The organism is Rhodococcus sp. 05-2256-B1 (genome assembly GCF_002258465.1).
In the GTDB taxonomy this organism is placed as follows: domain Bacteria; phylum Actinomycetota; class Actinomycetes; order Mycobacteriales; family Mycobacteriaceae; genus Rhodococcoides; species Rhodococcoides fascians.
In genome coordinates, this window is the sequence record NZ_NOZA01000026.1 from 35,987 (window position 1) to 58,204 (window position 22,218).

18 protein-coding genes and 1 pseudogene are annotated in these 22,218 nt (G+C 65.0%); 6 read left to right on the plus strand and 13 right to left on the minus strand.

Annotation, left to right across the window (positions count from 1 at the left end; translation table 11 throughout):
- Nucleotides 1-27 precede the first annotated feature (27 nt).
- Nucleotides 28-1,854, minus strand: a complete 1,827-nt coding sequence (glsA, locus tag CH285_RS13590) for a glutaminase A (protein ID WP_094643157.1) — start codon at nucleotides 1,852-1,854, stop codon at nucleotides 28-30.
- A gap of 180 nt (nucleotides 1,855-2,034) precedes the next feature.
- On the opposite strand from glsA, the gene dxs reads away from it, so the two are divergent.
- The gene (gene dxs, locus CH285_RS13595; RefSeq protein WP_027496908.1) at nucleotides 2,035-3,915 is read left to right on the plus strand and encodes a 1-deoxy-D-xylulose-5-phosphate synthase; all 1,881 of its coding nucleotides are present in this window, start codon (nucleotides 2,035-2,037) and stop codon (nucleotides 3,913-3,915) included.
- On the opposite strand, the gene CH285_RS27945 is transcribed toward dxs, so the two are convergent.
- From CH285_RS27945 to CH285_RS13640, 9 genes and pseudogenes are all read right to left on the minus strand, one after another.
- Nucleotides 3,902-4,126 carry a hypothetical protein gene (locus tag CH285_RS27945; protein WP_176458607.1) on the minus strand — a complete coding sequence of 75 codons (225 nt, stop codon included), beginning with the start codon at nucleotides 4,124-4,126 and terminating at the stop codon, nucleotides 3,902-3,904. The two genes, dxs and CH285_RS27945, sit on opposite strands and share 14 nt — an antisense overlap.
- 61 nt (nucleotides 4,127-4,187) lie before the next feature.
- A pseudogene (locus tag CH285_RS28710) lies at nucleotides 4,188-5,165 on the minus strand (MFS transporter); the annotation flags it as partial.
- A gap of 99 nt (nucleotides 5,166-5,264) precedes the next feature.
- Nucleotides 5,265-6,662 (minus strand): sugar porter family MFS transporter, encoded by a 1,398-nt coding sequence (locus tag CH285_RS13605; protein WP_032365061.1) that lies wholly within the window; start codon nucleotides 6,660-6,662, stop codon nucleotides 5,265-5,267.
- A gap of 218 nt (nucleotides 6,663-6,880) precedes the next feature.
- Entirely contained in the window at nucleotides 6,881-7,627 is a 747-nt protein-coding gene (locus tag CH285_RS13615; protein ID WP_057474669.1) for an SDR family oxidoreductase, read from the minus strand.
- Nucleotides 7,628-7,719: 92 nt separating this feature from the next.
- Complete coding sequence (gene sigJ / locus CH285_RS13620) at nucleotides 7,720-8,580, minus strand: RNA polymerase sigma factor SigJ (protein ID WP_057474670.1); 861 nt, start codon at nucleotides 8,578-8,580, stop codon at nucleotides 7,720-7,722.
- A gap of 97 nt (nucleotides 8,581-8,677) precedes the next feature.
- Entirely contained in the window at nucleotides 8,678-10,783 is a 2,106-nt protein-coding gene (locus CH285_RS13625; RefSeq protein WP_027496914.1) for a 3-hydroxyacyl-CoA dehydrogenase NAD-binding domain-containing protein, read from the minus strand.
- A complete protein-coding gene (locus CH285_RS13630) occupies nucleotides 10,780-12,006 on the minus strand; it encodes a thiolase family protein (protein WP_094643159.1) in 1,227 nt (408 codons plus the stop codon). Before CH285_RS13630 ends, CH285_RS13625 begins: the two co-directional genes overlap by 4 nt.
- Nucleotides 12,007-12,078: 72 nt before the next feature.
- Entirely contained in the window at nucleotides 12,079-13,359 is a 1,281-nt protein-coding gene (locus tag CH285_RS13635) for an HRDC domain-containing protein (RefSeq protein ID WP_094643160.1), read from the minus strand.
- Nucleotides 13,360-13,418: 59 nt separating this feature from the next.
- Nucleotides 13,419-13,961: a DUF3000 domain-containing protein gene (locus CH285_RS13640; RefSeq protein ID WP_239536507.1), complete on the minus strand. Its 543-nt coding sequence runs from the start codon at nucleotides 13,959-13,961 to the stop codon at nucleotides 13,419-13,421.
- 221 nt (nucleotides 13,962-14,182) lie between these two features.
- Between CH285_RS13640 and hemE the strand changes: the two genes are divergently transcribed.
- From hemE to CH285_RS13665, 5 genes are read left to right on the plus strand one after another with little or no spacing between them, the layout of a single operon-like run.
- Entirely contained in the window at nucleotides 14,183-15,256 is a 1,074-nt protein-coding gene (gene hemE / locus CH285_RS13645; protein ID WP_094643247.1) for a uroporphyrinogen decarboxylase, read from the plus strand.
- On the plus strand, nucleotides 15,253-16,608 hold the full coding sequence (locus tag CH285_RS13650; RefSeq protein ID WP_094643162.1) for a protoporphyrinogen oxidase: 1,356 nt from the start codon (nucleotides 15,253-15,255) through the stop codon (nucleotides 16,606-16,608). Before hemE ends, CH285_RS13650 begins: the two co-directional genes overlap by 4 nt.
- A gap of 5 nt (nucleotides 16,609-16,613) precedes the next feature.
- Complete coding sequence (hemQ, locus tag CH285_RS13655) at nucleotides 16,614-17,309, plus strand: hydrogen peroxide-dependent heme synthase (protein WP_094643163.1); 696 nt, start codon at nucleotides 16,614-16,616, stop codon at nucleotides 17,307-17,309.
- Nucleotides 17,306-18,010 (plus strand): HAD family hydrolase, encoded by a 705-nt coding sequence (locus CH285_RS13660; protein ID WP_228139211.1) that lies wholly within the window; start codon nucleotides 17,306-17,308, stop codon nucleotides 18,008-18,010. Before hemQ ends, CH285_RS13660 begins: the two co-directional genes overlap by 4 nt.
- Nucleotides 18,007-20,328, plus strand: coding sequence for a molybdopterin-dependent oxidoreductase (locus tag CH285_RS13665; protein WP_255032310.1), 2,322 nt, complete (start codon nucleotides 18,007-18,009; stop codon nucleotides 20,326-20,328). Before CH285_RS13660 ends, CH285_RS13665 begins: the two co-directional genes overlap by 4 nt.
- On the opposite strand, the gene CH285_RS13670 is transcribed toward CH285_RS13665, so the two are convergent.
- The 3 genes from CH285_RS13670 to msrB form a co-directional block, all read right to left on the minus strand.
- Nucleotides 20,306-20,764: a MaoC family dehydratase gene (locus tag CH285_RS13670; RefSeq protein ID WP_027496923.1), complete on the minus strand. Its 459-nt coding sequence runs from the start codon at nucleotides 20,762-20,764 to the stop codon at nucleotides 20,306-20,308. The two genes, CH285_RS13665 and CH285_RS13670, sit on opposite strands and share 23 nt — an antisense overlap.
- Nucleotides 20,765-20,852: 88 nt before the next feature.
- The gene (locus CH285_RS13675; protein WP_094643164.1) at nucleotides 20,853-21,662 is read right to left on the minus strand and encodes a polysaccharide pyruvyl transferase family protein; all 810 of its coding nucleotides are present in this window, start codon (nucleotides 21,660-21,662) and stop codon (nucleotides 20,853-20,855) included.
- 125 nt (nucleotides 21,663-21,787) lie between these two features.
- The gene (gene msrB, locus CH285_RS13680; protein WP_027496925.1) at nucleotides 21,788-22,216 is read right to left on the minus strand and encodes a peptide-methionine (R)-S-oxide reductase MsrB; all 429 of its coding nucleotides are present in this window, start codon (nucleotides 22,214-22,216) and stop codon (nucleotides 21,788-21,790) included.
- Nucleotides 22,217-22,218 lie beyond the last annotated feature (2 nt).

Below are 22,218 nucleotides of genomic sequence, written 5' to 3' on the forward strand. Positions count from 1 at the left end.
GTCCACTCGGGCGGTTCGACAGTCGGATCAGATGCCGATGTCGAACCGCCCGAGCGTCTTGACGACGGCCGCCATCTGGCCGTACGCGCCGCTGGCCAGATTTTCCAGTAGCGCCAGCTTCACTTCCGGGGCGTCCCGAGTCAGTGCCTCGAAATGCGATACCGACACGACCACCAGATCGACAGGGGTGTCGGCCACCATGTCCAGCAGGAACGGCACCGACATCAGCAGCGGCATCTCGCCGAAGCTCATCCCGGGGGAGAGCGTCGTGATGCGGTGTGTGCCCCCGTCTGCGGACACGGCCGTCGATGTCACTTCTCCGCGCAGAATCAAGAACAGACCCGCTGCCGGCGCACCACGGTGAACGATGACGTCGCCCCGTGCGTAGTGACGTTTCTCCAGATAAGGAGTCACCGAGTCGAATTGCTCGGTGGACAGACCGGCGAGCAACGGGTGCTCGGCCGGAGTGATCTCTGCCGGTTGCCGCGCGCCGGAGCAGTGCCGATCGAGCAGCAGGTTCTCTGCCCACTGGATGGCCGAGCTCAGACTCGAGTACACCCGGCCCGCCGGATCATTCGGGTCCAGGCTCGACGTCGTGTGGCCCATGATGGCTCTGGGATCCACCAGGCACACCACACAGCCGTGGTCGGCGAGATCGCGGCGTAGGTCCTCGAACATCGAACGGGCGATGTCGCTCACCTCGTCGACGCCACGAACGTCGATGACGAGTGCATCGAGATTCCGGTCGAGGTTGCCGATCTCGCGGACCGCTGTCTCGGCACCCGAGAACAGCAGGTCCCCGTGCAACTCGTAGACCCGCGCGCGGTCGCCGACTGCAGCGAGTGTGGCCTGTTCGATCTCGGATCGTCGTTTTCGCGACGGTGCCTCGGTGAGAACGTACCGACGTCGAATCGACGATTTCGCGGCCCGAGTGACGTGCAGAAAGTGCAATTCGAGTCTGGTGGAGAGTTCTCGGCAGGCAGCAACGCCGCGCACGCTGTTGCCGTGCGAATCGAGGCGGGGGGAGTAGACGGCGATGCCCATCTGCCCGGGAAGCACCGCCAGGATGCCGCCGCCGACCCCACTCTTGGCCGGCATACCCACCCGCGCCACCCAGTCGCCTGCGCCGTCGTACATGCCACAGGTCGTCATCACCGACAGCACGCGTTCGACCAGTGCGGGTGCCAGGGCGCGCTCCTTGGTGTGGGGATTGACTCCGTTGTTGGCCATCGTGGCGGCCATCATGGCCAGATCAGCCGCCGTGACGTCGATCGAGCACTGGCGGAAGTACAGGTCCACGGCGGCCTCCGGATCGTGGTCGATGATGCCGAAGGACCGCAGCATGTAGCCGATGGCGCGATTGCGGTGTCCGGTGCGCGCTTCGGATCGATACACCGCGTCGTTGAAGCTCAGAGACCTTCCTGCGTACCGGGAATACGACGCTCGGATGCGCTCGAATCGTTCCTCTGCGGTGCGGCCGCCGATGAGCGACGCGGACGTGATCGCACCCGCGTTGATCATCGGGTTTCGGGGCCGCTCGGTGACGGCGTCCAGGCTGATCTCGTTGAACGGCTCACCCGAGGGTTCGACGTCGATCTTGCCCGCGACGACGTCGAGGCCGCGGTCGGCCAGCGCGAGTGCATAGGTGAAGGGCTTGGAGATGGATTGGATGGTGAACGGCATCCTCGTGTCGCCGACTTCGTACACGTAGCCGTCGGTGGTCGTCAGGGCGATACCGAAGCCGTCCGGCGTCACGGCTGCGAGTTCGGGGATGTAGTCGGCGACCTGTCCCGACGCGTCGTCCCGGCACAGTTCGTGAACCCGGGTCAGGATGGCATCGACGACGTTGCTCATGGGCGACACTGTATGTCGGGTGTCCGTTTCGAGCGTATTCGAGGTTAGGGGCGACTGACCCCGGGCACCTGCCTACTCGACGGTAGTGTCGGCGAGACAATGCTGGACGGGGCGGCTGGGCGCAGCCACTCCGTAGACTGGTTTTTCGAATATGTTTTCCGGCCGGAGGGAGCGATCTCGTTGGGTGTCCTAGCGCGAATTCAGACGCCCGAGGACTTGCGCGACCTCGATAGTGCGGAGCTGGCCGAACTGGCTCGCGAGATCCGCGCCTTCCTGGTCGAGAAGGTATCGGCAACAGGGGGCCACCTCGGTCCCAATCTGGGAGTGGTGGAGCTGACTCTGGCGATCCACCGCACCTTCGACTCACCGCGTGATCCGGTCATCTTCGACACGGGCCACCAGGCCTACGTGCACAAGATGCTCACCGGACGCGCAGGAATGTTCGACACACTCCGCAAGCAGGGCGGGCTGTCCGGCTATCCGTCTCGGGTCGAGAGCGAACACGACTGGGTCGAGTCCTCCCACGCATCGGCATCCTTGTCGTATGCCGACGGGTTGGCCAAAGCGTTCGCCCTCAAGGGAGAGACCGACCGGCATGTCGTGGCTGTTGTCGGTGACGGCGCGCTGACGGGCGGTATGTGCTGGGAGGCGCTGAACAACATCGCCGCCGGCCGAGACCGGTCGCTGGTGATCGTCGTCAACGACAACGGCCGTTCGTACGCCCCGACCATCGGCGGGCTGGCCGATCACCTGGCAGCTCTGCGACTGCAGCCGGGATACGAGAAGATTCTCGACAACGGCCGCCGGATCGTACGACGGATCCCCGTCGTCGGCCGCGCCGCCTACACGATGCTGCACGGCATGAAAGCCGGAGTGAAGGACGCCATCAGCCCGCAGGTCATGTTTACCGATCTCGGCATCAAGTACCTCGGCCCGGTGGACGGTCACGACCAGCACGCCATGGAATCGGCACTGCGCAGAGCCAAGGCGTACGGCGGCCCGGTCATCGTGCACGCGGTGACGCGCAAGGGCATGGGCTACATCCATGCCGAGAACGACGTAGCCGACCAGATGCACGCCACCGGCGTCATCGATCCTGCGACCGGCCTGGCCCGATCCAAATCGGCTCCGGATTGGACGTCGGTGTTCTCGGCGGCGCTCATCGAGCAGGGCGAGCAGAACGAGGACGTCGTGGCCATCACCGCCGCAATGGCCGCGCCCACCGGGCTCGCGGCGTTCGGGGTGCGGTTTCCGGACCGAATGTTCGACGTGGGTATCGCCGAGCAGCATGCGATGACGTCGGCCGCCGGGCTTGCGCTCGGCGGCATGCATCCCGTGGTCGCCATCTACTCCACGTTCCTCAACCGCGCGTTCGATCAACTGCTGATGGACGTCGCCCTGTTGGGTCTTCCCGTCACCATCGTGTTGGATCGCGCGGGAGTCACCGGTGCCGACGGCGCGTCCCACAACGGCATGTGGGACATGTCTCTGCTCGGCATCGTTCCGGGCATGAAGGTGGCAGCGCCACGAGACGCCGCCACTCTTCGAGAGGAGCTGGCCGAGGCGATCGCCACCTCGGACGGCCCTACGGCACTTCGCTTCCCGAAGGGCGCGGTCACCGAAACGGTGCCTGCGGTGCGCAGGTTGGACGGAATACTCGATGTGCTGACCGAGCCGTCCGAGGCCACCGGCGACGTGCTGATCGTTGCCGTCGGGGTGTTCGGGTCGCTCGCCCTCGACGCCGCGAAAAAGCTCGAAGCAGAGGGTATTTCGGTTGCCGTCGTGGATCCACGCTGGGTGCTCCCGGTCCCGCAGTCGCTGCTCAAGATGGCCGAGGATTACCGGTTGGTCGTCACCGTCGAGGACAGCGGCCTGCACGGCGGGATAGGTTCGACGCTCTCGGCCGCGCTGCGCGGTGCCGGTGTCGACGTGCCCTGCCGCGATCTCGGTGTGCCGCAACGATTCCTGGACCACGCATCTCGGGAGCAACTGCACCACGAGTTCGGACTCACCTGCGAAACCGTGGTGCAGCAAGTTTCGCATTGGGTCAAGAGCCTCTGACGGCGTCGGCCGGCTCCGCCTCGCTTCCGACCACGGCGCGGCGGCCGGCCACCGCACCTGCTGCAGCCATGGGAATCGTGACCAACAGAAGAAACACAATCGACGGTTCCCACCGCTGCGTCGCCGAATGAACGGCCCCGCACACCAGCGGACCGGCAGCAGCCAGCACGTATCCGACCGTCTGCGCCATGGAACTGAGCGACGCAGCCATCACGGGCGTTCGAGGCCCGCAGATTCATCAACGTCATCGCGAGCGACAACTGCCCGCCCTGGCCCAAACCGAGCAGTACCGCCCACACCAGGGCCCAAGAATCGGCCGACGACACTATCCCGAGCAGGCCCACGCACGTCGGTAGCGTCACGGCGACCGCCAACGCGCTCTGATTCCCCAACCTTGTCGCGAGGCTCGGAACCGTCAATGCAGTCAGCACGCTGCTGACCGACAATGCCGTCAACAGCAGACCGGCATCACGCGCGTCCACCCCGCGATCACGAAAGATTGTAGGTAACCACGCGATCATCGAATAGGCCATCAGCGACTGCAAACCCATGAATGCCGTCAACGACCACGCCACGGGCGATGTCAGAACCCCCGTGCGACTCCCAGGAGCGTCGTCGGGGAGTGTCGCCGACCCGGCAACCGACCGCCCGCGCGACAGCGTTCGCCCGAAGATCGCCATACATCCGGCGGCCAACACGACCGGAATCGACCACAGCCCCAGAACAATCCGCCAACCACCGTCGAAGGCCTCGGCCAAGGGAACGGACACTCCCGACGCCACTCCCGCACTGGCACTGATCACAGCGGTCAACAGCCCGGTCAACAACCCCAGTCGTCGCCCCGCCGCCGCATCGGGTTCACCTGTCGAGCTCCACTCTCGTACCACCAGACGGACGAAAACCGGACCCAACACATTCGCCACCGCGATACCCGCCGCCGCGACGAGAGTGCCGACCACGAGGATCGGCCACGACGGCACCGCGCGTACAGCTGTGCCGACGGCCACCAGGGACAGGCACACCACAAGAACGTGCGTGACAGGGACCCGGCGCACGAAATAGCGTGCGGTGGCGGCGAATACACCGAGGCAGATCACCGGGCCCGTGGTCAGCAACGCCATGGATGTCGAGTTCGCGGAGTAGAACTCGGCGATGTCGGAGGTGAGTGCCGACGTACTGCCGAACAGCAGGCGCAGGCTCAGTCCGAACACCACGACGGTGCCCACGGCGCATGCGATACGAAGCTTCATGTCCTACGTTCGACGGCAGATCGACCGACAGAGTGCACCCCCACCCTGCCTTATCGGTCCGAAAAACCGTGGACCCGCCGTCGTTCGGGCAACCTCGATTCAGACGCCCATCTCTTCGAGTTCCATCCCTTTGGTCTCGGTGATCTTGTATTTGACGAAGAAGAAGGAAAGGAGAGCGAACAGTGCGAAGAACGAGTAGATGAAGCCGAGTCCGATGGTGTCGGACAACGGCGGGAATGCCAATGTGATGGCGAAGTTCGCTATCCAGTTCGCGGCGGTACTGATGCCCAACGCCACTGCACGCATTCGATTGGGGAACATCTCTCCGAGCATCACCCACATGATCGGTCCCCATGTTGCTGCGAAGAAGACCACGAACAGATTTGCGCCGACGAGCGCTACCGGGCCCCACGGCGACGGCAATTCCAGTTGGTCGCCGCTTCCGACGGCTTGCGTGAACGAGACTGCGGCCAGGACCAAACCGACGAACATGCCGATCGAGCCGATCATCAACAGATTTCGGCGACCGAATCGATCGACGAACAAGATTGCGACGAATGTCATCGACACATTGATGACGGACGTGATCACCGACGTGACGAACGATTGATTCTCGCTGAAGCCCACCGACTTCCACAACGTCGTCGAGTAGTAGAAGATCGCGTTGATCCCGACGAACTGCTGCAGAATCGCCATCGTGATACCGACCCACACGATCGGCTGCAGACCGAATTTGGGTCCTCGGATATCGGCGAACGAGGATTTGGATTCTCGCCGGAGAGTCAGGCGAATTTCCCGGATGCGTTCGTCGGGGTTCACTTCGCCGGTGATGTCGCCCAGAATGCGTGCAGCTTCCTCGTCGAGGTGTTTACCCACCAGGTACCGAGGTGATTCTGGAATGAGTGTCGCGAGAAATCCGTAGACCAATGCGGGCGCGACGCCGACCAGGAACATCCACCGCCACGCTTCGAGGCCGAACCATAGATCGTTCGACGGTCCGCCTGCCGCATTCTGAAGAACCGCATCCGAGAGCAGCGCGGCAAAAATGCCGACCGTGATGGCCAGTTGCTGCAGCGATGCCAATCCACCGCGATAGCGAGCCGGTGCTATCTCCGAGATGTACGCGGGCGCGATCACCGACGCAATTCCGATACCCAGCCCGCCGAGGACCCTCCACAACATCAGATCGGGGACACTGAAGGCGAACCCGGACCCCACCGAGGAAATGGTGAACAGCGCAGAGCCGAGCAGCATCACCTTCTTGCGGCCCCAACTGTCGGCCAGGCGACCGGCGAACCAGGCTCCGACCGCGCACCCGAGGAGTGCGATTGCGACCGCGAACCCCGTGACGAACGAGGACAGAGCGAAATTCTCCTGGATCGAGTCGACTGCACCGTTGACGACGGACGAATCGAATCCGAACAGAAACCCGCCGACAGCGGCGGCGATGGTGACTCCGATGACCTTTGCGGTGTGCCGATCGGTCGATTGCGTCATGGCATGAACCAGCTTTCGGGTGAACAGCGTCCATGGTGGTCATCGCCATCTTCGTCCTCGCACACACGGAATGGGAGCGAAATCGCCTCGATATTCGTGGCGTGCAGCAATCCAAGTGCCGAAATAGGTGAATTGTCCGATATTGCGCTGTCGAACTCGAAGTTGCGGACGGAAAACTGCCGTAAGTCGTCCATAGCTTCGAGTTCGGCGGCAGGTGGCTATCGCGCCAGGGTGGCCGACCACTGATCGAAGGTCTGGAAACCGTGATCCGAACCGGTCGTGGTGACCAGCGTTCCGTCTCGCATCGCGCGACCGTATGCGCCGGGAATCGGGACCTCGAGCACCAGGCCACGGGCACCGATGGCACGTGCATAGCGCCGCACCATCTCGGCCATCCGTTCTTGTCTCGGCCCGCCGAGGTCGGCAACGCGGCCCGCGGGGGAGTGCTCGGCCAGATCAATCAATCGATCGGCGACCTCGCGGGCGGCGATCGGTTGCGAGACCATCTTCGGGACGATGCTCACCGGACCGAACGACGCGCGTGCACGGATCTGAGCGGCGAATTCGTGGAACTGAGTGGCTCGCAGGATCGTCCACGGCACCGACCCGGACCGAATCATGTTCTCCTGCTCGACTTTTCCGGCGTAGTACGAGTGCGGAGCCTTGTCTATCCCCACGATGGACAGCGCCACATGGTGGCCGACTCCGGCCTCGATCTCGGCCGCCAGCAAGTTGCGGGTGACGGCGGAGAAGAACGCCGTCGATTCCTTCGCCGAGACCGTTTGTGTCGACGCGACATCGACGACAGCGTCGACGCCGGCCAGAGCGTCGGACAGGCCGGTCCCGTCGGCGAGGTCGACACCGGCCGACCGCGACAGCACGACGATCTCGTGCCCTCGCTCACGCGCCACGTCGACGACATGCGTTCCGACGGTTCCTGTTCCACCGGCTACGGCGATTTTCATCGTGTGTCCACCTGTCCTGTTCGGAGTCGATCGGCTCGAGAAGTTCGGGCCTCACCTGCACTGACGACGTAGCCCACGAGAATGTATGGCCGTCACGACCAGTGTCGAAGTTTTTCCGGGTTGAGCACGATCCACACGTCGGTGACCACGGCGGAATCGGTGCGGAAACCGATCACACCGGTGACCACACCGTGTCGGCGAAGGACGACTCCGGTCAGGCCGTTGACCGATTCGATCGACCGGTCGAGGTCGGTGGACTTGACGGTGATACCCAGAACGAAGCGGGCGACCCGATCGGCCCCGCGAACCGGGTTGCGGGCCGCCGACACCCGTCCGCCGCCGTCACTGACGAGGGTGATGTCGGGGGCGAGCAGTGCGACGAGCGCATCGAGATCTCCGCCGGCGGCGGCAGCCACGAAAGCGCGGACGACGCGGTCGTGGGTGTTGGGTGCGCTCGGGCCGCGGCGATCGTCGTGCACCCGTCGCCGGGCGGCCGAGGCCAGTTGGCGGCAGGCGGCGGGGGTCCGACCGAGAACGTTCGCGATGTCGTCGAATGGAACCGCGAATGCATCGTGCAGCACGAACGCGACACGTTCTGCCGGGCTCAGTGAGTCCAGAACGACGAGCAACGCCAGGCCGACGGACTCGTGGAGGGCGATGCGGTCGGCCGGGTCCGATGTGCCGTCGTCGCCGGGCGCAAGGGCTCGGACGGGTTCGGGAAGCCATTGCCCCACATAGTGTTCCCGGCGTACGCGGGCGGATCCGAGCAGGTCCAGACAGATGCGGCCGACGACGCGGGTGAGCCACGCACGGGGGACGTCGATTTCGTCACGTTCGGCGTCGGTGAGTCGGTACCAGCGGAGCAGCGCTTCCGATGCTGCGTCCTCGGCGTCGCTGTAGGAACCCAGCATTCGATAGGCGATGCCGATCAACCGACTGCGTTCGCTGTTCATCGGATCAGACCTTATCCCGACACGAAAAAGCCGAGTTCGAGGTTATGGACGAAAATCAGAAGAAATCCGTCCATAACCTCGAACTCGGCAGGTAGAGCTAGACGCTGGCTACACCGGGCGCGAGGAAGCGCTGACCGGTGGCGGCCTCGGACGCGCCGCTGCGATCCAGGTACGGAGTGATACCGCCGTTCCAGAATCCGAAGCCTCCGCCCAGCAGCAGGCAGAGATCGATGTCCTGGGCCGCGGCAACGACCCCTTCGTCGAGCATGATCTTGATCTCGTCCGCGAAGGCGTTACGGGTTCGCTCGAGAACCTGTTCGGCCGTCGACGGTGAGTCACCCTGCGGCCACAGTGCGGCCACCTCAGGGTCGACGACCTGGCCCTCGGGTCCGTAGGTCCACACACCCGGCTTCTTCGCCTCGACGAGTGCACGGAATCCGGCGGAGTCCTTGAATCGCTCCGGGTACGCCTCGGCCAGTGTTTCCGCGGTGTGCAGAGCGACGGCCGGTCCGACGAGTGCCAGCAACGTCAGCGGGCTCATCGGCATGCCGAGTTCGCCCACAGCGCCGTCTGCCACATCGAACGGGGTGCCCTCGTCGATCGCGCTGATGATCTCGTTGGACGCGCGAGTAACGAGACGGTTGAAGACGAATCCGGGGAGATCCGCCGACAACACGGCCGACTTCTTCAGTGTCTTCGCCGTCGCGAATGCTGTTGCGAGAGTGGCATCGTCGGTCTTCTCGCCCTTGACGACCTCGAGCAGCGGAAGTACGGCCACGGGATTGAAGAAGTGGAAGCCCACCACGCGCTCGGGGTGCTTCAGGTCGGCCGCCATCTTCGTGATCGACAACGACGAGGTGTTGGTCGCGAGAATCGTCTCGGCAGAGACGAATTCCTCGACCTCGGCGAACACCTTCTTCTTCACGTCGAGGTTCTCGAAGACTGCCTCGATAACGAAGTCGGTGTTCGCGAATGCGGACTTGTCGATCGATCCGGACACCAACGCCTTCAAGCGATTTGCGGCGTCGGGGGACAGGCGCTTCTTGCCGAGCAGCTTGTCGATCTCGCTGTGAACGTAGCCGACGCCCTTGTCGATGCGCTCCTGATCGATGTCGGTGAGAATCACCGGCACCTTCAGCTGGCGCACGAACAGCAACGCGAGCTGGCTGGCCATCAGACCGGCACCGACGATGCCGACACCGGAGATCTTGCGGGCGAGCGACTTGTCGGGCGCACCGGCGGGACGCTTCGCGCGCTTCTGAACCAAGTCGAAGGCGTACAAACCGGCACGCAACTCGTCCTTGACCAACAGCGTCGACAGCGCGTCGTCCTCGGCCGCGAAGGCCTTGTCGAGAGACGCGGAATCGGTGATGTCGGTGTTCTTGGCCAGCTCGAGCAGGTCGACGGCAGCGACCGGTCCCGGTGCGAAATTGCCGGTCTTGCCGGCCACGATGCCCCGGGCACGGGCGATGGCGTCGTCCCAGGCCTGCCCGCGGTCGATCTCGGGACGAGCAGGGGTGATCTCGCCCTTGATGACCTGAGCGGCCCACGCGAGAGACTGCTCGAGGAAGTCGGCTCCGCCGAAGAGGGCGTCGGCGATGCCGAGGTCGAGTGCCTGCTTCGGCTTGAGGACGCGGTTCTGGTTCAGTGCGTTCTCGATGACGACGGTGACGGCGTTCGAGGCACCGATGATGTTGGGCAGCAACTGAGTTCCGCCCCATCCCGGTACCAGGCCGAGGAAGGCCTCGGGCAGGCCGAGCGCGGCAGCGTTCTCCGCGACGGTGCGGTAGTGCGAGTGCAGTCCCACTTCGAGTCCACCGCCGAGTGCGGCACCGTTGATGAAGGCGAACGTGGGAACCGTCGACTCGCGCAGGCGGCGGAAGACCTTGTGGCCGAGCTGCCCGATCTGCAGCGCCTCGTCCTTGGTCTTGATGTTCGGCACACCGTTGAGGTCGGCACCGACGGCGAAGATGAACGGCTTGCCGGTGACGGCGATGGCCATCGGGTTCGCTGCGAATGCCTCGTCGAGTGCGGCGTCGAACTTGGCGAGTCCGCCGGGACCGAAGGTCGACGGCTTGGTGTGATCGAAGCCGTTGTCGAGGGTCACGAGGGCGATGGAGCCGTCGAGCCCCGGTACGGACACAATCTTGGTGAACGCGTTCGTGACTACCTCGTCCTCGAACGCCGTCGTGATGTCACTCATGCCTTGACTCCTGAGTAATCGGCGTGGTTGGGGTTCTCCCAGATGACGGTGCCGCCCATGCCGAGACCGATGCACATGGTGGTCAGGCCGTAGCGGACGTCGGGTTGCTGGGCGAACTGACGGCTGAGCTGCGTCATCAGGCGAACGCCCGAGGAAGCGAGCGGGTGGCCACACGCGATGGCGCCGCCCCACTGGTTGACGCGGGGGTCGTCGTCGGCGATGCCGTAGTGCTCGAGGAAGGCGAGAACCTGGATACCGAAGGCCTCGTTGATCTCGAACAGGCCGATGTCGTCGATGCTCAATCCTGTTCGGCCGAGCAGCTTTTCGGTTGCGGGGACCGGGCCGATGCCCATGACGGCGGGATCGACACCGGCGAAGCTGAAGCCGACCATCCGCATACCGATGTTCAGGCCAAGTTCGTGCGCGGTGTCCTCACCGGCGAGGATCGCCGCGGTGGCGCCGTCGTTGAGACCGGCAGCATTGCCTGCGGTGACTCGACCTGCAGGCCGGAACGGCGTCTTGAGCTTGGCGAGATCGTCGACGGTGGTGCCGGGACGAGGTGGCTCGTCTTCGGTGGCCAGACCCCATCCTGCGGCGGATTTCGTGGCGACCGGAACGAGAGTGTCGGCGATGTAGCCGGCCTTCTTGGCGGCGTCGTACTTGTTCTGGCTCGCGACGGCGTAGGCGTCGGTGCGGTCCTTGGTGATGCTCGGGAACCGGTCGTGCAGGTTCTCGGCGGTGTTGCCCATCACCAGTGCACTGGGATCGACGAGCTTGTCGGCGAGGAAGCGCGGGTTGGGGTCGACACCCTCACCCATCGGGTGGCGGCCCATGTGCTCGACTCCGCCTGCGATGACGACGTCGTACTGGCCGAATCCGATTCCCGATCCGGTGGTGGTCACCGAGGTCATCGCACCCGCGCACATGCGGTCGATCGCAAATCCCGGGACGCTGCGGGGGAGCCCGGCCAGGAGAGCGGACGTCCGGCCGATGGTCAGGCCCTGATCGCCGGTCTGTGTGGTCGCAGCGATCGCGACCTCGTCGATGCGCTCGGGAGGAAGATTGGGGTTCTTGCGGAGAAGCTCGCGTATTGCTTTGACGACGAGGTCGTCTGCGCGAGTGTCGGCGTACATGCCCTTGGGGCCTGCTTTGCCGAACGGGGTACGGATGCCGTCGACGAAGACAACATTCCTCTGTGAGCTGGTGGACGGGGGTACAGACACGCTTTTCGATCCTCCCGACAGATGCGGACGACTCGTCCGGGTGCCCGGACGCGCCACCCACTGTAGCGGGTATTACCCGTCGGTAACTTGGGAAGGGTGCAGTGCCTTCGTCAGAACCGGTACCACCAGCGAGCGTTGCCAGGGCCGCGCCCCTCCTTCGGTCAGGCGAGTGTCGATGAGAGCTTCTGGATCGAGAGCGTCGTCGTCGGGAGTCCGCCAATCCCATACCAATCGGCGTAGCAGGTCCGGCATCAGGAGGTTCTCGACCGGCACCGATACCGACTCGCTGAGCTCGGTCATCGCCGCTCGCACGTCGGCGAGTCGGGCCGCTGCGTCCGGATCGCGGCGGGCCCATCGGTTGACCGGTGGCGGCCCGTCGAACGATGCCGCCATCGACGGCAACTCCGCGGTGGGCAGCGCCCGTGCTCGGGTCAGTGCCGAGGCCCACAACCGAGAGGACCGACGCTGACGGGGGCCGCCGAAGACGGGTAGCTGTTCGAGCTCCCGCGAGGACTTCGGATCGGCCGTCGCCGCGGCGACGATCGCCGAGTCGGGCAACACCCGGCTCGGTGCCACATCACGCTTGGCCGCCAATTCGTCTCGCGTGGCCCACAATTCGCGGACGGCAGCGAGGGTGCGGGGAGATTTGATCGCATGGATCCCCGATGTCCGACGCCATCTGTCGGTTTTCGGTTTGGGCGGGCCCAGGGCGAGGATGTGGGCGAACTCCTGTGCTGCCCACTCGGTTTTGCCCTGTGCCTCGAGTTCGGTGGCCATCGCGTCTCGCAGCTCGAGCAGAACTTCGACGTCGAGGGCGGCGTAGTTGAGCCAGGTGTCGGGGAGGGGTCGGGTGGACCAGTCGGCCGCGCCGTGCCCCTTCTGCAGGGCCAGGCCGAGGGTTCGCTCGACTATCGCACCGAGGCCGACGCGGTCGAATCCGGCCAGGCGGCCGGCGAGTTCGGTGTCGTAGAGCGTGGCGGGGACGAGCCCCAGTTCGGCGAGACCGGGCAGGTCCTGGTCCGCGGAGTGCAATACCCATTCGAGCGGGTTGATGACCTCGGCCAGGGGTGCGAGGTCGCCGGTGACGGGTATGGGGTCGAGCAACACGGTGCCTGCGCCGCGGCGGCGGAACTGCACGAGGTACGCACGTTGGGAGTAGCGGAAGCCGGACGCGCGCTCGGCGTCGACGGCGAGGGGCCCGTGGCCTGCGGCAAGTGCCTCTGCGGCTGCGCGAACGGCATCGGCGGTGTCGACGACGTCGGGAACCCCGTCAGCGGGGGCCAACAACGGAACGGCGACAGGCTCGTTCGCTTCTGCATCCGACGCGGTGTCCGGGGAACTCTCGGCTGACATGAGATGTGACTCTAGGCCCTGGGGCCGAACGGACCGGCAACTATGTACGACTGGAACTGCTATGTCCGACTGGAACTGCGCTGCCCGAGGGTGGTGATGCCCGCGGGCGGCAGGCCCGCGGCGTAGGCGAGCACCTCGCAGAACGCCTCGACGTGGGTCGAGAGATCCTCCGACGTCGCCGTCCAGGACGCACGAAGTTCGAGTTGGTGAGCCTTCGGCGGGCCGGCGATGTCGCCGTACCGTACCGAGCTGGTCGAGGTGACCGTGCCGCCGAGCGCGTTCAACGGTTCCGATCGCGATTCGAGGGCGTCGACCAGCCAACTCCAGCCGACCTCGGGGAGCAAAGGATCGTCGGCGAGGGACTCGTCCACATCGGCCTGGATGTACGCGACCAGGCGGTGAGTGCCGTTCCAGGCCTCGGCACCGTCGGGGTCGTACAACAGGATCAGACGGCCGAACGCGTCGCCGTCGCTCTGTTCGTCGATCTGCTCGGAGTCGGCGTGCTTGACCTCGGCACCGATCGCATAGCTGTAGGGAGCGAGTCTCTGCGGCGGCCGAATCGGACCGATTTCGATCGCCGGGTGTACCTGCGCCCGATGCATCGCGTCGATGGCGGCGCGGAAAGGCGCAGGTTCGGCGTCAGATCGGTGCTCGGTCACGTCACCGGACGTTAGACGCGTCACGTTGTCCTGCGATGGAGGCGCGCCGAGCCGTGATCGAACTGCGCCGAGCGTCCGTCGAACGATCCGAGTGTCCTGAACTGCGATGAGTGTCTCGCCCTCGAGGGTAACGGCGGTTGTCGCACGTGGCAGCATGGACGGTGATGAACGCCGAATCGCACACCGCAGCCCCCGCCCGACGAGAACTTCCGGAGGCACCGTTTCTGGCCGCGATCGACGGCCGACCGACGTCGAGGCGGCCGGTGTGGTTCATGCGTCAGGCCGGCAGGTCCCTTCCGGAATACCGCAAGATCCGTGCAGGCATCGGGATGTTGGACTCGTGCTTCCGGCCCGATCTGGTCGCCGAGATCACCTTGCAGCCCGTACGTCGTCACGACGTCGACGCAGCGATCCTCTTCTCCGACATCGTGGTTCCGCTCAAAGCCGCGGGCATCGATCTCGACATCGTCGCCGGTACCGGACCGGTGGTTGCGCATCCGGTGCGTTCGGCTGCGGACGTCGCGGCTCTGCCCGTCCTCACTGCCGACCAGGTGCAGCCGGTGGCCGACGCCGTCCGCATTCTCGCGCGTGAGCTGGAAAGCACTCCGCTGATCGGATTCGCCGGCGCACCCTTCACCCTTGCGTCGTACCTGGTCGAGGGTGGTCCGAGCCGCAATCACGAGAAGACCAAAGCTCTGATGCGGTCCGATCCGGCCACGTGGCACGCTTTGCTCGACGCATTGGCCTCCACCACGATCACCTTTCTGCAGGCCCAGCTGGCTGCGGGCGTCGACGCCGTTCAGGTGTTCGACTCCTGGGCGGGTGCACTCTCGCTCGCCGATTACCGCGAGTACGTATTGCCGCACTCGACACGAGTGTTCGACGCCGTGTCCTCGGCCGGCGTCCCGAAGATCCACTTCGGGGTCGGCACCGGAGAACTGCTCGGTGCCATGGGCGAGGCCGGTGCCGACGTGGTCGGGGTCGACTGGCGGATTCCGCTCGACGACGCGGTGCACCGGGTGGGCCATGGCAAGGCTCTACAAGGCAATCTCGATCCCGCAGTGCTGTTCGCGGGCTGGGACGCAGTCGAGGCCGAGGTCCGACGCATTGGTGCCGAGGCGGATCGTGCGATCGCGGCCGGTGCCCGCGGACACGTGTTCAATCTCGGCCACGGCGTGCTTCCCGATACCGATCCCGACATCCTGACTCGGGTCGTCTCGTTGGTGCATTCGTTGTGACCGTCCGGCGTTACGCCGTCGTGGGCGGCGGAATTTCCGGCCTCGTCGCGGCGTATCGCCTGCGGCAGGCGTGCGGGCCCGATGCTGAGATCACCGTGGTCGAGGCATCGTCCCGGGTGGGCGGCACCCTGCGCACCACCTCGGTCGGCGATCAGTCGCTCGATGTCGGTGCCGAGGCGTTCATCGGGCGCCGTCCGGAGGTGCCCGCCCTGCTTGCGGAACTGGGGCTCACCGATCAGCTGGTGCACCCGTCGACGGTGCGACCGCTCGTCTTCTCCGGTGGACGCACTCATCCACTTCCGGTGGGCACCCTGATGGGTATCCCGTCGTCGGCGGAGTCCGTCCGAGAGCTGGTCGATCCGTCCGAGCTGCACTTCATCGACACCGAGACCGAGCGGCCGTTTCGATGGGTCCGGGGCTCCGATGCCAGCGTGGCCGATCTCGTGGGCACACGTTTCGGGAACCAGGTGGTGAGCCGTTCGGTCGATCCACTGCTCGGCGGGGTCTACTCCGGTTCGGCGAGCTCCATCGGTGTCCGTGCTGCGCTGCCGACGCTGGCCGCTGCGTTGGACAACGGCGCGGCGAACCTGACCGAGGCTGTGCTGACGGCACTCCCGACTCCGTCCCCGGGGCCGGTGTTCGGTGGACTCCGGGACGGCTACGCGGTGCTGCTCGACGCCGTGGTTACAGTCACCGACGCTCGCGTTCTGCGCGAGACGAGCGTCGGCGAGATCCGCCGTGAGTCGGGCGGCTGGTTCGTCGATCGGGTAGGTGTGGTCGACGGGGTCGTGCTGGCGGTACCGGCACCGATACTGGCCGATCTCATCGCAGACCTCGCACCGGACGCGTCGCGCGCGGCCCGTGAGATCGAACTCGCGTCGTCGACGGTCGTGGCCATGGCGTTTCCGACGTCGACCGAGCTGCCGCAGAATTCGGGAATTCTGGTGGCGACGGACGCGGGGCTGGACGTGAAGGCGTTCACGCTGTCCAGTCGAAAGTGGCCGCACCTGGCCGAGCGCGACGCGGTACTGCTGCGAGCCTCGCTCGGGCGTTTCGGCGACGACACCGCCGCGCAGCGATCCGACGAGGACACGATCGACGTCGCGCTCGCCGACCTGGCCACGGTCTCGGGTATCGACACCCGGCCGCTGGCAGTGACCGTCCAGAGGTGGCCGGGCGGATTGCCGCAGTACGCTCCCGGACACCTCGACCGCGTCGCCGCCATCGAATCCGGAGTGTCCGAACTCGCCGGGCTCGCCGTGACCGGAGCGTGGCAGCGCGGCGTCGGGGTACCGGCCTGTATTGCGTCCGCCACCACCGCTGCCGCCCGTCTGGTCGAGGTGGCACGATAGGGGCCATGGCACGCCTCGATTACTCAGCGCTCAATTCGACTCTTCGGTACTTGATGTTCTCGGTCTACAAGGTCACACCCGGGGTTCTGGGCGACGACCGCGCGGCCGCTGCGAAGGAAGCCCGGGCATTCTTCGAGGGCCGTGAGGACAAGGGTGTCGTCGTGCGCGGGGTCTACGACATCGCCGGCATGCGGGCCGATGCCGACTTCATGGTGTGGACGCACGCCGAGCGCATCGAGGACCTGCAGGCGACGTACTCCGACTTCCGGAGCACCACCGCGCTGGGCAAGGCGAGCACGCCGGTATGGAGCAACACTGCTCTGCACCGCCCCGCCGAGTTCAACAAGAGCCACGTGCCTGCGTTCATCGCGGGCGAGGATCCGGGCGCGTACATCTGCGTGTACCCGTTCGTCCGCTCGATCGACTGGTACCTGCTGCCCGACGAGGAACGTCGAACGATGCTCGCCGATCACGGGAAGGCAGCACGCGACTACAAGGACGTGCGCGCCAACACCGTCCCCTCGTTCGCGCTCGGTGACTACGAGTGGATCCTGGCTTTCGAAGCCCCCGAGCTCGACCGCATCGTGGACCTGATGCGCGATCTCCGGGCCACCGAGGCACGCCGACACGTGCGCGAGGAGACGCCGTTCTTCACCGGCCCTCGGGTCGAGGTGGACGCGCTCGTCGAATCACTACCGTGACGGGGACGGACACACCCATCGTCGACGCCGTTCTCTTCGACTTCTCCGGCACACTCTTCCGACTGGAAGAGGAGCCGTCGTGGTTCGACGGTGTGCACGATGCCGACGGCGTTCCGGTCGACGGAGCCGGAGCCGCCGAGCTCATGCGACGCATGACCGCTCCGGTCGGCGAGACCGTCGAGTTCGACGACGCCACTCGGCACGCATGGCGTCATCGCGATCTGGATCCGGCCCTGCATCGGCAGGCGTATCTGCACGTTCTGGCGCAGTCCGGCATCACCGCCGAGGCACAGGCCGAATCGGTGTACGGACGAGTCATCGACGCCGACTCCTGGACGCCCTATCCCGACACGGAAGCGGCACTGTCGACATTGGCGGGACGGTCGATTCGCGTCGGGGTGCTGAGCAACATTGCCTTCGACATCCGTCCTGCGTTCACTGCTCGGGGCCTGGACCGGTACGTCGACGAATTCGTGCTCTCGTTCGAGGTCGGGCACGTCAAACCGCAACCGGAGATCTTCCGACATGCGGTGGCCGCTCTCGGCGTCGAGCCCGCGCGGACGCTGATGGTGGGCGACAGTGCCGAGGCCGACGGCGCGGCACAGGAGATCGGGTGCAGTTTCGCACTCGTCGATCCGGTGCCGACGGCCGAGCGTCCCGACGCACTGCTGGCAGCGTTGAGCGCGTTCGGGATTCGATGACCGGAGTGACCGGCGTCCAGCACATGGGCCACTGGGGGATGTTCCGCGCCGACTCGGACGGACGTGACGTCACCGCGATTCATCCTCAGGTGACGGACAGTAATCCTTCCCCGGTGCTGGGCAACCTCGTCGGTTCGGTGACCCATCGATCCCGCGTCACGTCGCCTGCGGTACGCAGGGGCTGGCTCGAGAACGGTCCCGGCCCCACCGACAGGCGCGGTAGCGAGGAGTTCGTCGACGTCTCGTGGGACGAGCTCACCGACCTGTTGTCGCGCGAGTTGCGCCGCGTGGTGGACACATTCGGTAACAACGCCATCTACGGCGGGTCGTACGGTTGGGCCAGTGCCGGCCGCTTTCATCATGCGCAGAGTCAGGTACACCGCTTCCTGAACTGCATCGGCGGCTACACGCGATCCGTGCACAGCTATTCGCTCGGTGCGACCGGCGTCATCATGCCGCACGTGCTCGGCGCGCACTGGAAGATGTTCTCCCGCTCCACATCCTGGTCCGTGATCGCCGAACACACCGAACTGCTGGTCGCATTCGGCGGTGTTCCGGTCAAGAACACAGGCATCAATCACGGTGGTACGTCGGATCATCCGACCGTCGGTTCGCTCGACGCGATGCGCGCCCGCGGCGGGCAGATCGTCACCGTCGGTCCATTGCGCAACGACATGTCGGGCGAGGCGCGGTGGATCGCCCCACGCCCCGGAACCGACGTGGCGATGATGCTGGCTCTGGCAAACGTCCTGGCCGACGAAAACCTGCACGACACAGCGTTTCTGGCGAAGTACTGCGAGGGTTACCCCGAGTTCGAGCGCTACCTTCTCGGCGTCTCGGACGGTGTGGCCAAGTCGCCGCAGTGGGCGTCGGAGATCTGCGGTATCGAGCCGTCCGTAATCGCAGAGCTGGCACGGGACATGGCGTCGAAACGCACGATGGTGACCGTCACGTGGTCCCTGCAACGTACGCAGCACGGTGAACAGGCTCCGTGGATGGGCATCACGTTGGCAGCGATGTTGGGCGAAATCGGCGTGCCTGGTGGGGGATTCGGACACGGATACGGCTCGATGAACGAGCCCGGCCTCGCTCCTGTGCCGTATCCGTTGCCGACACTGCCGCAGGGAATCAATCCGGTGGCCGATCTGATCCCGGTCGCAGCTGTCTCGGACATGCTGCTCAACCCCGGGCACGAATTCGACTACGACGGCCGACGTTTGGTCTATCCCGACATCAAAGTGGTCTATTGGGCGGGCGGCAACCCGTTTCATCACCACCAGGATCTGGGACGATTGCGCCGGGCACTCGGCAGGCCAGATACCGTCGTCGTTCACGATCCCTACTGGACGCCGATGGCCAAGCACGCAGACGTCGTCGTCCCGTCGACCACATCGCTGGAACGGTCGGATCTGAGCTGCACACGCAACGATCCACTGCTCGTGGCCATGGCACCGGCCGCCGAGCGATTCGCCGATTCGCGCGACGATTACGACACTTTCGCAGAACTCGCTATGAAACTCGGTGTGGGGCAGCAGTTCACCGAGGGGCGCACGTCACAGCAATGGCTCGAGCACATGTACGGGCAGTGGCGTGAGTATCTGCGGGCAGACGGCGTGCAGACCCCGGAATTCGACGACTTCACGCGTGAGGGTTCGTTCCGGATGAAGACCGAGGACGAGTTGACGTTCCTGGAGGATTTTCGCCAGGACCCGATCGGCAACGCGCTGCGGACACCGAGCGGCAAGATCGAGATATTCTCGGCGACGGTCGCGGGGTTCGATTACGAGGATTGCCGCGGGCACCCGATGTGGTTCGAGCCGCAGGAATGGCTCGGCGGGGCGCGGGCCGAGCAGTTTCCTCTGCACTTGATCGCCAACCAGCCGCGCACCAGGCTGCACAGTCAGCTCGATCACGGTGCGGTGAGCCGACATTCGAAGATTCAGGGCCGCGAGCCGATACGAATGCACCCGTCTGCGGCGGGGGCCAGGGGAGTGTCGGACGGCGATGTGGTGCGAGTGTTCAACGACCGCGGTTCGTGCCTGGCCGGGGTGGTCGTCGACGATGGGATGCTGGAATCGGTGGTGCAGTTGTCGACCGGTGCCTGGTACGACCCGTTGGACCGGGCCGACCCAGGGTCGATGTGCGTGCACGGCAGCGTGAACGTTCTCACCGCCGACGTCGGGTCGTCGTCGCTCTCGCGGGGGTGCACCGGGCAACACGTGCTGGTAGAGATTGAACGCTACGACGCGCCGCTGCCGCCGATCACCGCGTTCGATCCACCTAAGCGGACGAAGGTCAGAACACTACCCGCGAGATAATTTCGGCAACCAAGGCCGGCTTGTCCTCGCCTTCGATCTCGAGCGTTGCGGTCGTCACGATCTGCAGCGCTCCGCCCGACGCGTCCTCGACAGAGGTGAGGGTGGTCCGCAACCGGACATGGGATCCGACCTTGACCGGATTGATGAAGCGAACTTTGTTGGAGCCGTAGTTGATTCCGAGTTTGGTGTTCTCGATGGTGTAGATCTGCCAGTTGAGCATCGACACCAGGGACAGGCTCAGGAATCCGTGGGCGATCGGAGCGCCGAACGGGCTTTCTTTCTTCGCTCGTTCGACGTCGACGTGGATCCACTGGTGGTCGCCGGTGGCGTCGGCGAAGGTGTTCACCCGTTCCTGGGTGATCTGGAGCCAGTCGCTGGTTCCCAGTTCTTCGCCGACGGCCGCCTTGATCTGCTCTGGTGAGGTGAAAGTGCGCATGCTCACAGTATGCACCGTCGTAACAGGGCGCTCGAAAGCGATCGTGTGGGAGCGAACGATGACCGGCTCGAGTTTCGGCCTGTCGAATTCAAGCTGTGTAAGGCAGGGCGAACGGAAAAGCTCCGATCAGATTGTCCTGTTCTTTCAGATTCGGGACCGGCCGATATTCGTGCTGTAGCTGCGCCATTCGATCGTGATCTCGCGCAAGGTCCGATGAATGCTGGACAGCTTCTCGGTCGAAAGCAGAGTAATAATCGTCGAATTTGTATCCGTTGCCGCCTATGTCTCGCGGCAGCTTTATCCATGCGTTGGGGATGCCGTACGAGTCAGCAACGATCAAGCCGTGCAGACTCGTGGACATCACGAAGTCACAGGCAGTGATGTCGGCGATGACCTTGGCCGGCTTTCTGGACGGGTCGATCAACGTGACGCTCTTGTCTCGCGCAAGCGAGCGCACTACGGGATCCTTCTTGTGCACCCAGTGGTAGACGAGGCCGATCCGGCCGGGTACCCGTGGGGAGCGTGCATAGACTCTGTTCGCCAGCAGCCCGGGGTCCCCGACCGCGACCTCGCGCTCGGACTTGATGCGTCCCAGCGACAGATGTCCGCGAACCGCGTAGAAGTCGAAATCGGGGTAGCTGAAGTCTCGTTCGTGGGCGGCGTCACTGAGCATGAAACCCGAGCCCCAGACCTTGAGACCCTTCCGGGCCTGCATCAGCTGGACCATTTCCAGGGTGGAACCTGCCCCGATCATGTCGCAGCGCTTCGCGCGACGCCAGGAACACTTCTGCCCGAACAATGTTCCGACCAGTCCCGGCGTCAATTCGTCACCGAAATTGGGTGTGACGCCGGTGATTTTCACCTGGCACCACCAGAAGGTCTTGATCGACGTGGCCACAACCCCAAAGCTACCCTAACGATCGGGTCAAGCAGAGGTAATCTCCGGAGTTCGCGGCTCGGTTTCGACGCATCCTCAGCGCAGGTTCGCCGAGTGCGCGGCGATCCCCGGGATGTCCGGACCGATCAGGATGCAGGCTTGAGCACCAGAGAAATCGAGTTGATGCAGTACCGCTGGTCGGTCGGGGTGGGGTAGCCCTCGCCCTCGAAGACGTGGCCGAGGTGGCTGTGGCAGTTGCGGCAGACGACTTCGACGCGGCGCATACCGAGGGTGGTGTCCTCTTTCAGGATGACGGCGTCGCTGTCGGCCGGGTCGAAGAAAGACGGCCATCCGCAATGCGATTCGAACTTCTCGGTGCTGCGGAACAGTTCGGCTCCGCAGGCGCGGCACTCGTAGATGCCTTCGGTGGTGGTGTCGGTGTATTCGCCGACGCCCGGGCGCTCGGTACCGGCCTGACGCAGAACCGCGTACTCCTCGGGTGTCAGCTTCTCCCGCCACTGCGCGTCGGTGAGCTGGACGGCCGGAGCGGCATTGTTGTCTGTTGCTGAACTCATGC

What these genes read in the sequence shown, in the direction of transcription:
- hemQ (WP_094643163.1), top strand. Translation starts at nt 16,614, where the DNA reads ATGGCACGCCTCGATTACTCAGCGCTCAATTCGACTCTTCGGTACTTG.
- CH285_RS13635 (WP_094643160.1), bottom strand. Translation starts at nt 13,359, where the DNA reads ATGTCAGCCGAGAGTTCCCCGGACACCGCGTCGGATGCAGAAGCGAAC.
- CH285_RS13625 (WP_027496914.1), bottom strand. Translation starts at nt 10,783, where the DNA reads ATGAGTGACATCACGACGGCGTTCGAGGACGAGGTAGTCACGAACGCG.
- CH285_RS13665 (WP_255032310.1), top strand. Translation starts at nt 18,007, where the DNA reads ATGACCGGAGTGACCGGCGTCCAGCACATGGGCCACTGGGGGATGTTC.
- hemE (WP_094643247.1), top strand. Translation starts at nt 14,183, where the DNA reads ATGAACGCCGAATCGCACACCGCAGCCCCCGCCCGACGAGAACTTCCG.
- CH285_RS13615 (WP_057474669.1), bottom strand. Translation starts at nt 7,627, where the DNA reads ATGAAAATCGCCGTAGCCGGTGGAACAGGAACCGTCGGAACGCATGTC.
- CH285_RS13605 (WP_032365061.1), bottom strand. Translation starts at nt 6,662, where the DNA reads ATGACGCAATCGACCGATCGGCACACCGCAAAGGTCATCGGAGTCACC.
- glsA (WP_094643157.1), bottom strand. Translation starts at nt 1,854, where the DNA reads ATGAGCAACGTCGTCGATGCCATCCTGACCCGGGTTCACGAACTGTGC.
- CH285_RS27945 (WP_176458607.1), bottom strand. Translation starts at nt 4,126, where the DNA reads ATGGCTGCGTCGCTCAGTTCCATGGCGCAGACGGTCGGATACGTGCTG.
- CH285_RS13640 (WP_239536507.1), bottom strand. Translation starts at nt 13,961, where the DNA reads ATGCATCGGGCGCAGGTACACCCGGCGATCGAAATCGGTCCGATTCGG.
- CH285_RS13670 (WP_027496923.1), bottom strand. Translation starts at nt 20,764, where the DNA reads ATGCGCACTTTCACCTCACCAGAGCAGATCAAGGCGGCCGTCGGCGAA.
- sigJ (WP_057474670.1), bottom strand. Translation starts at nt 8,580, where the DNA reads ATGAACAGCGAACGCAGTCGGTTGATCGGCATCGCCTATCGAATGCTG.
- msrB (WP_027496925.1), bottom strand. Translation starts at nt 22,216, where the DNA reads ATGAGTTCAGCAACAGACAACAATGCCGCTCCGGCCGTCCAGCTCACC.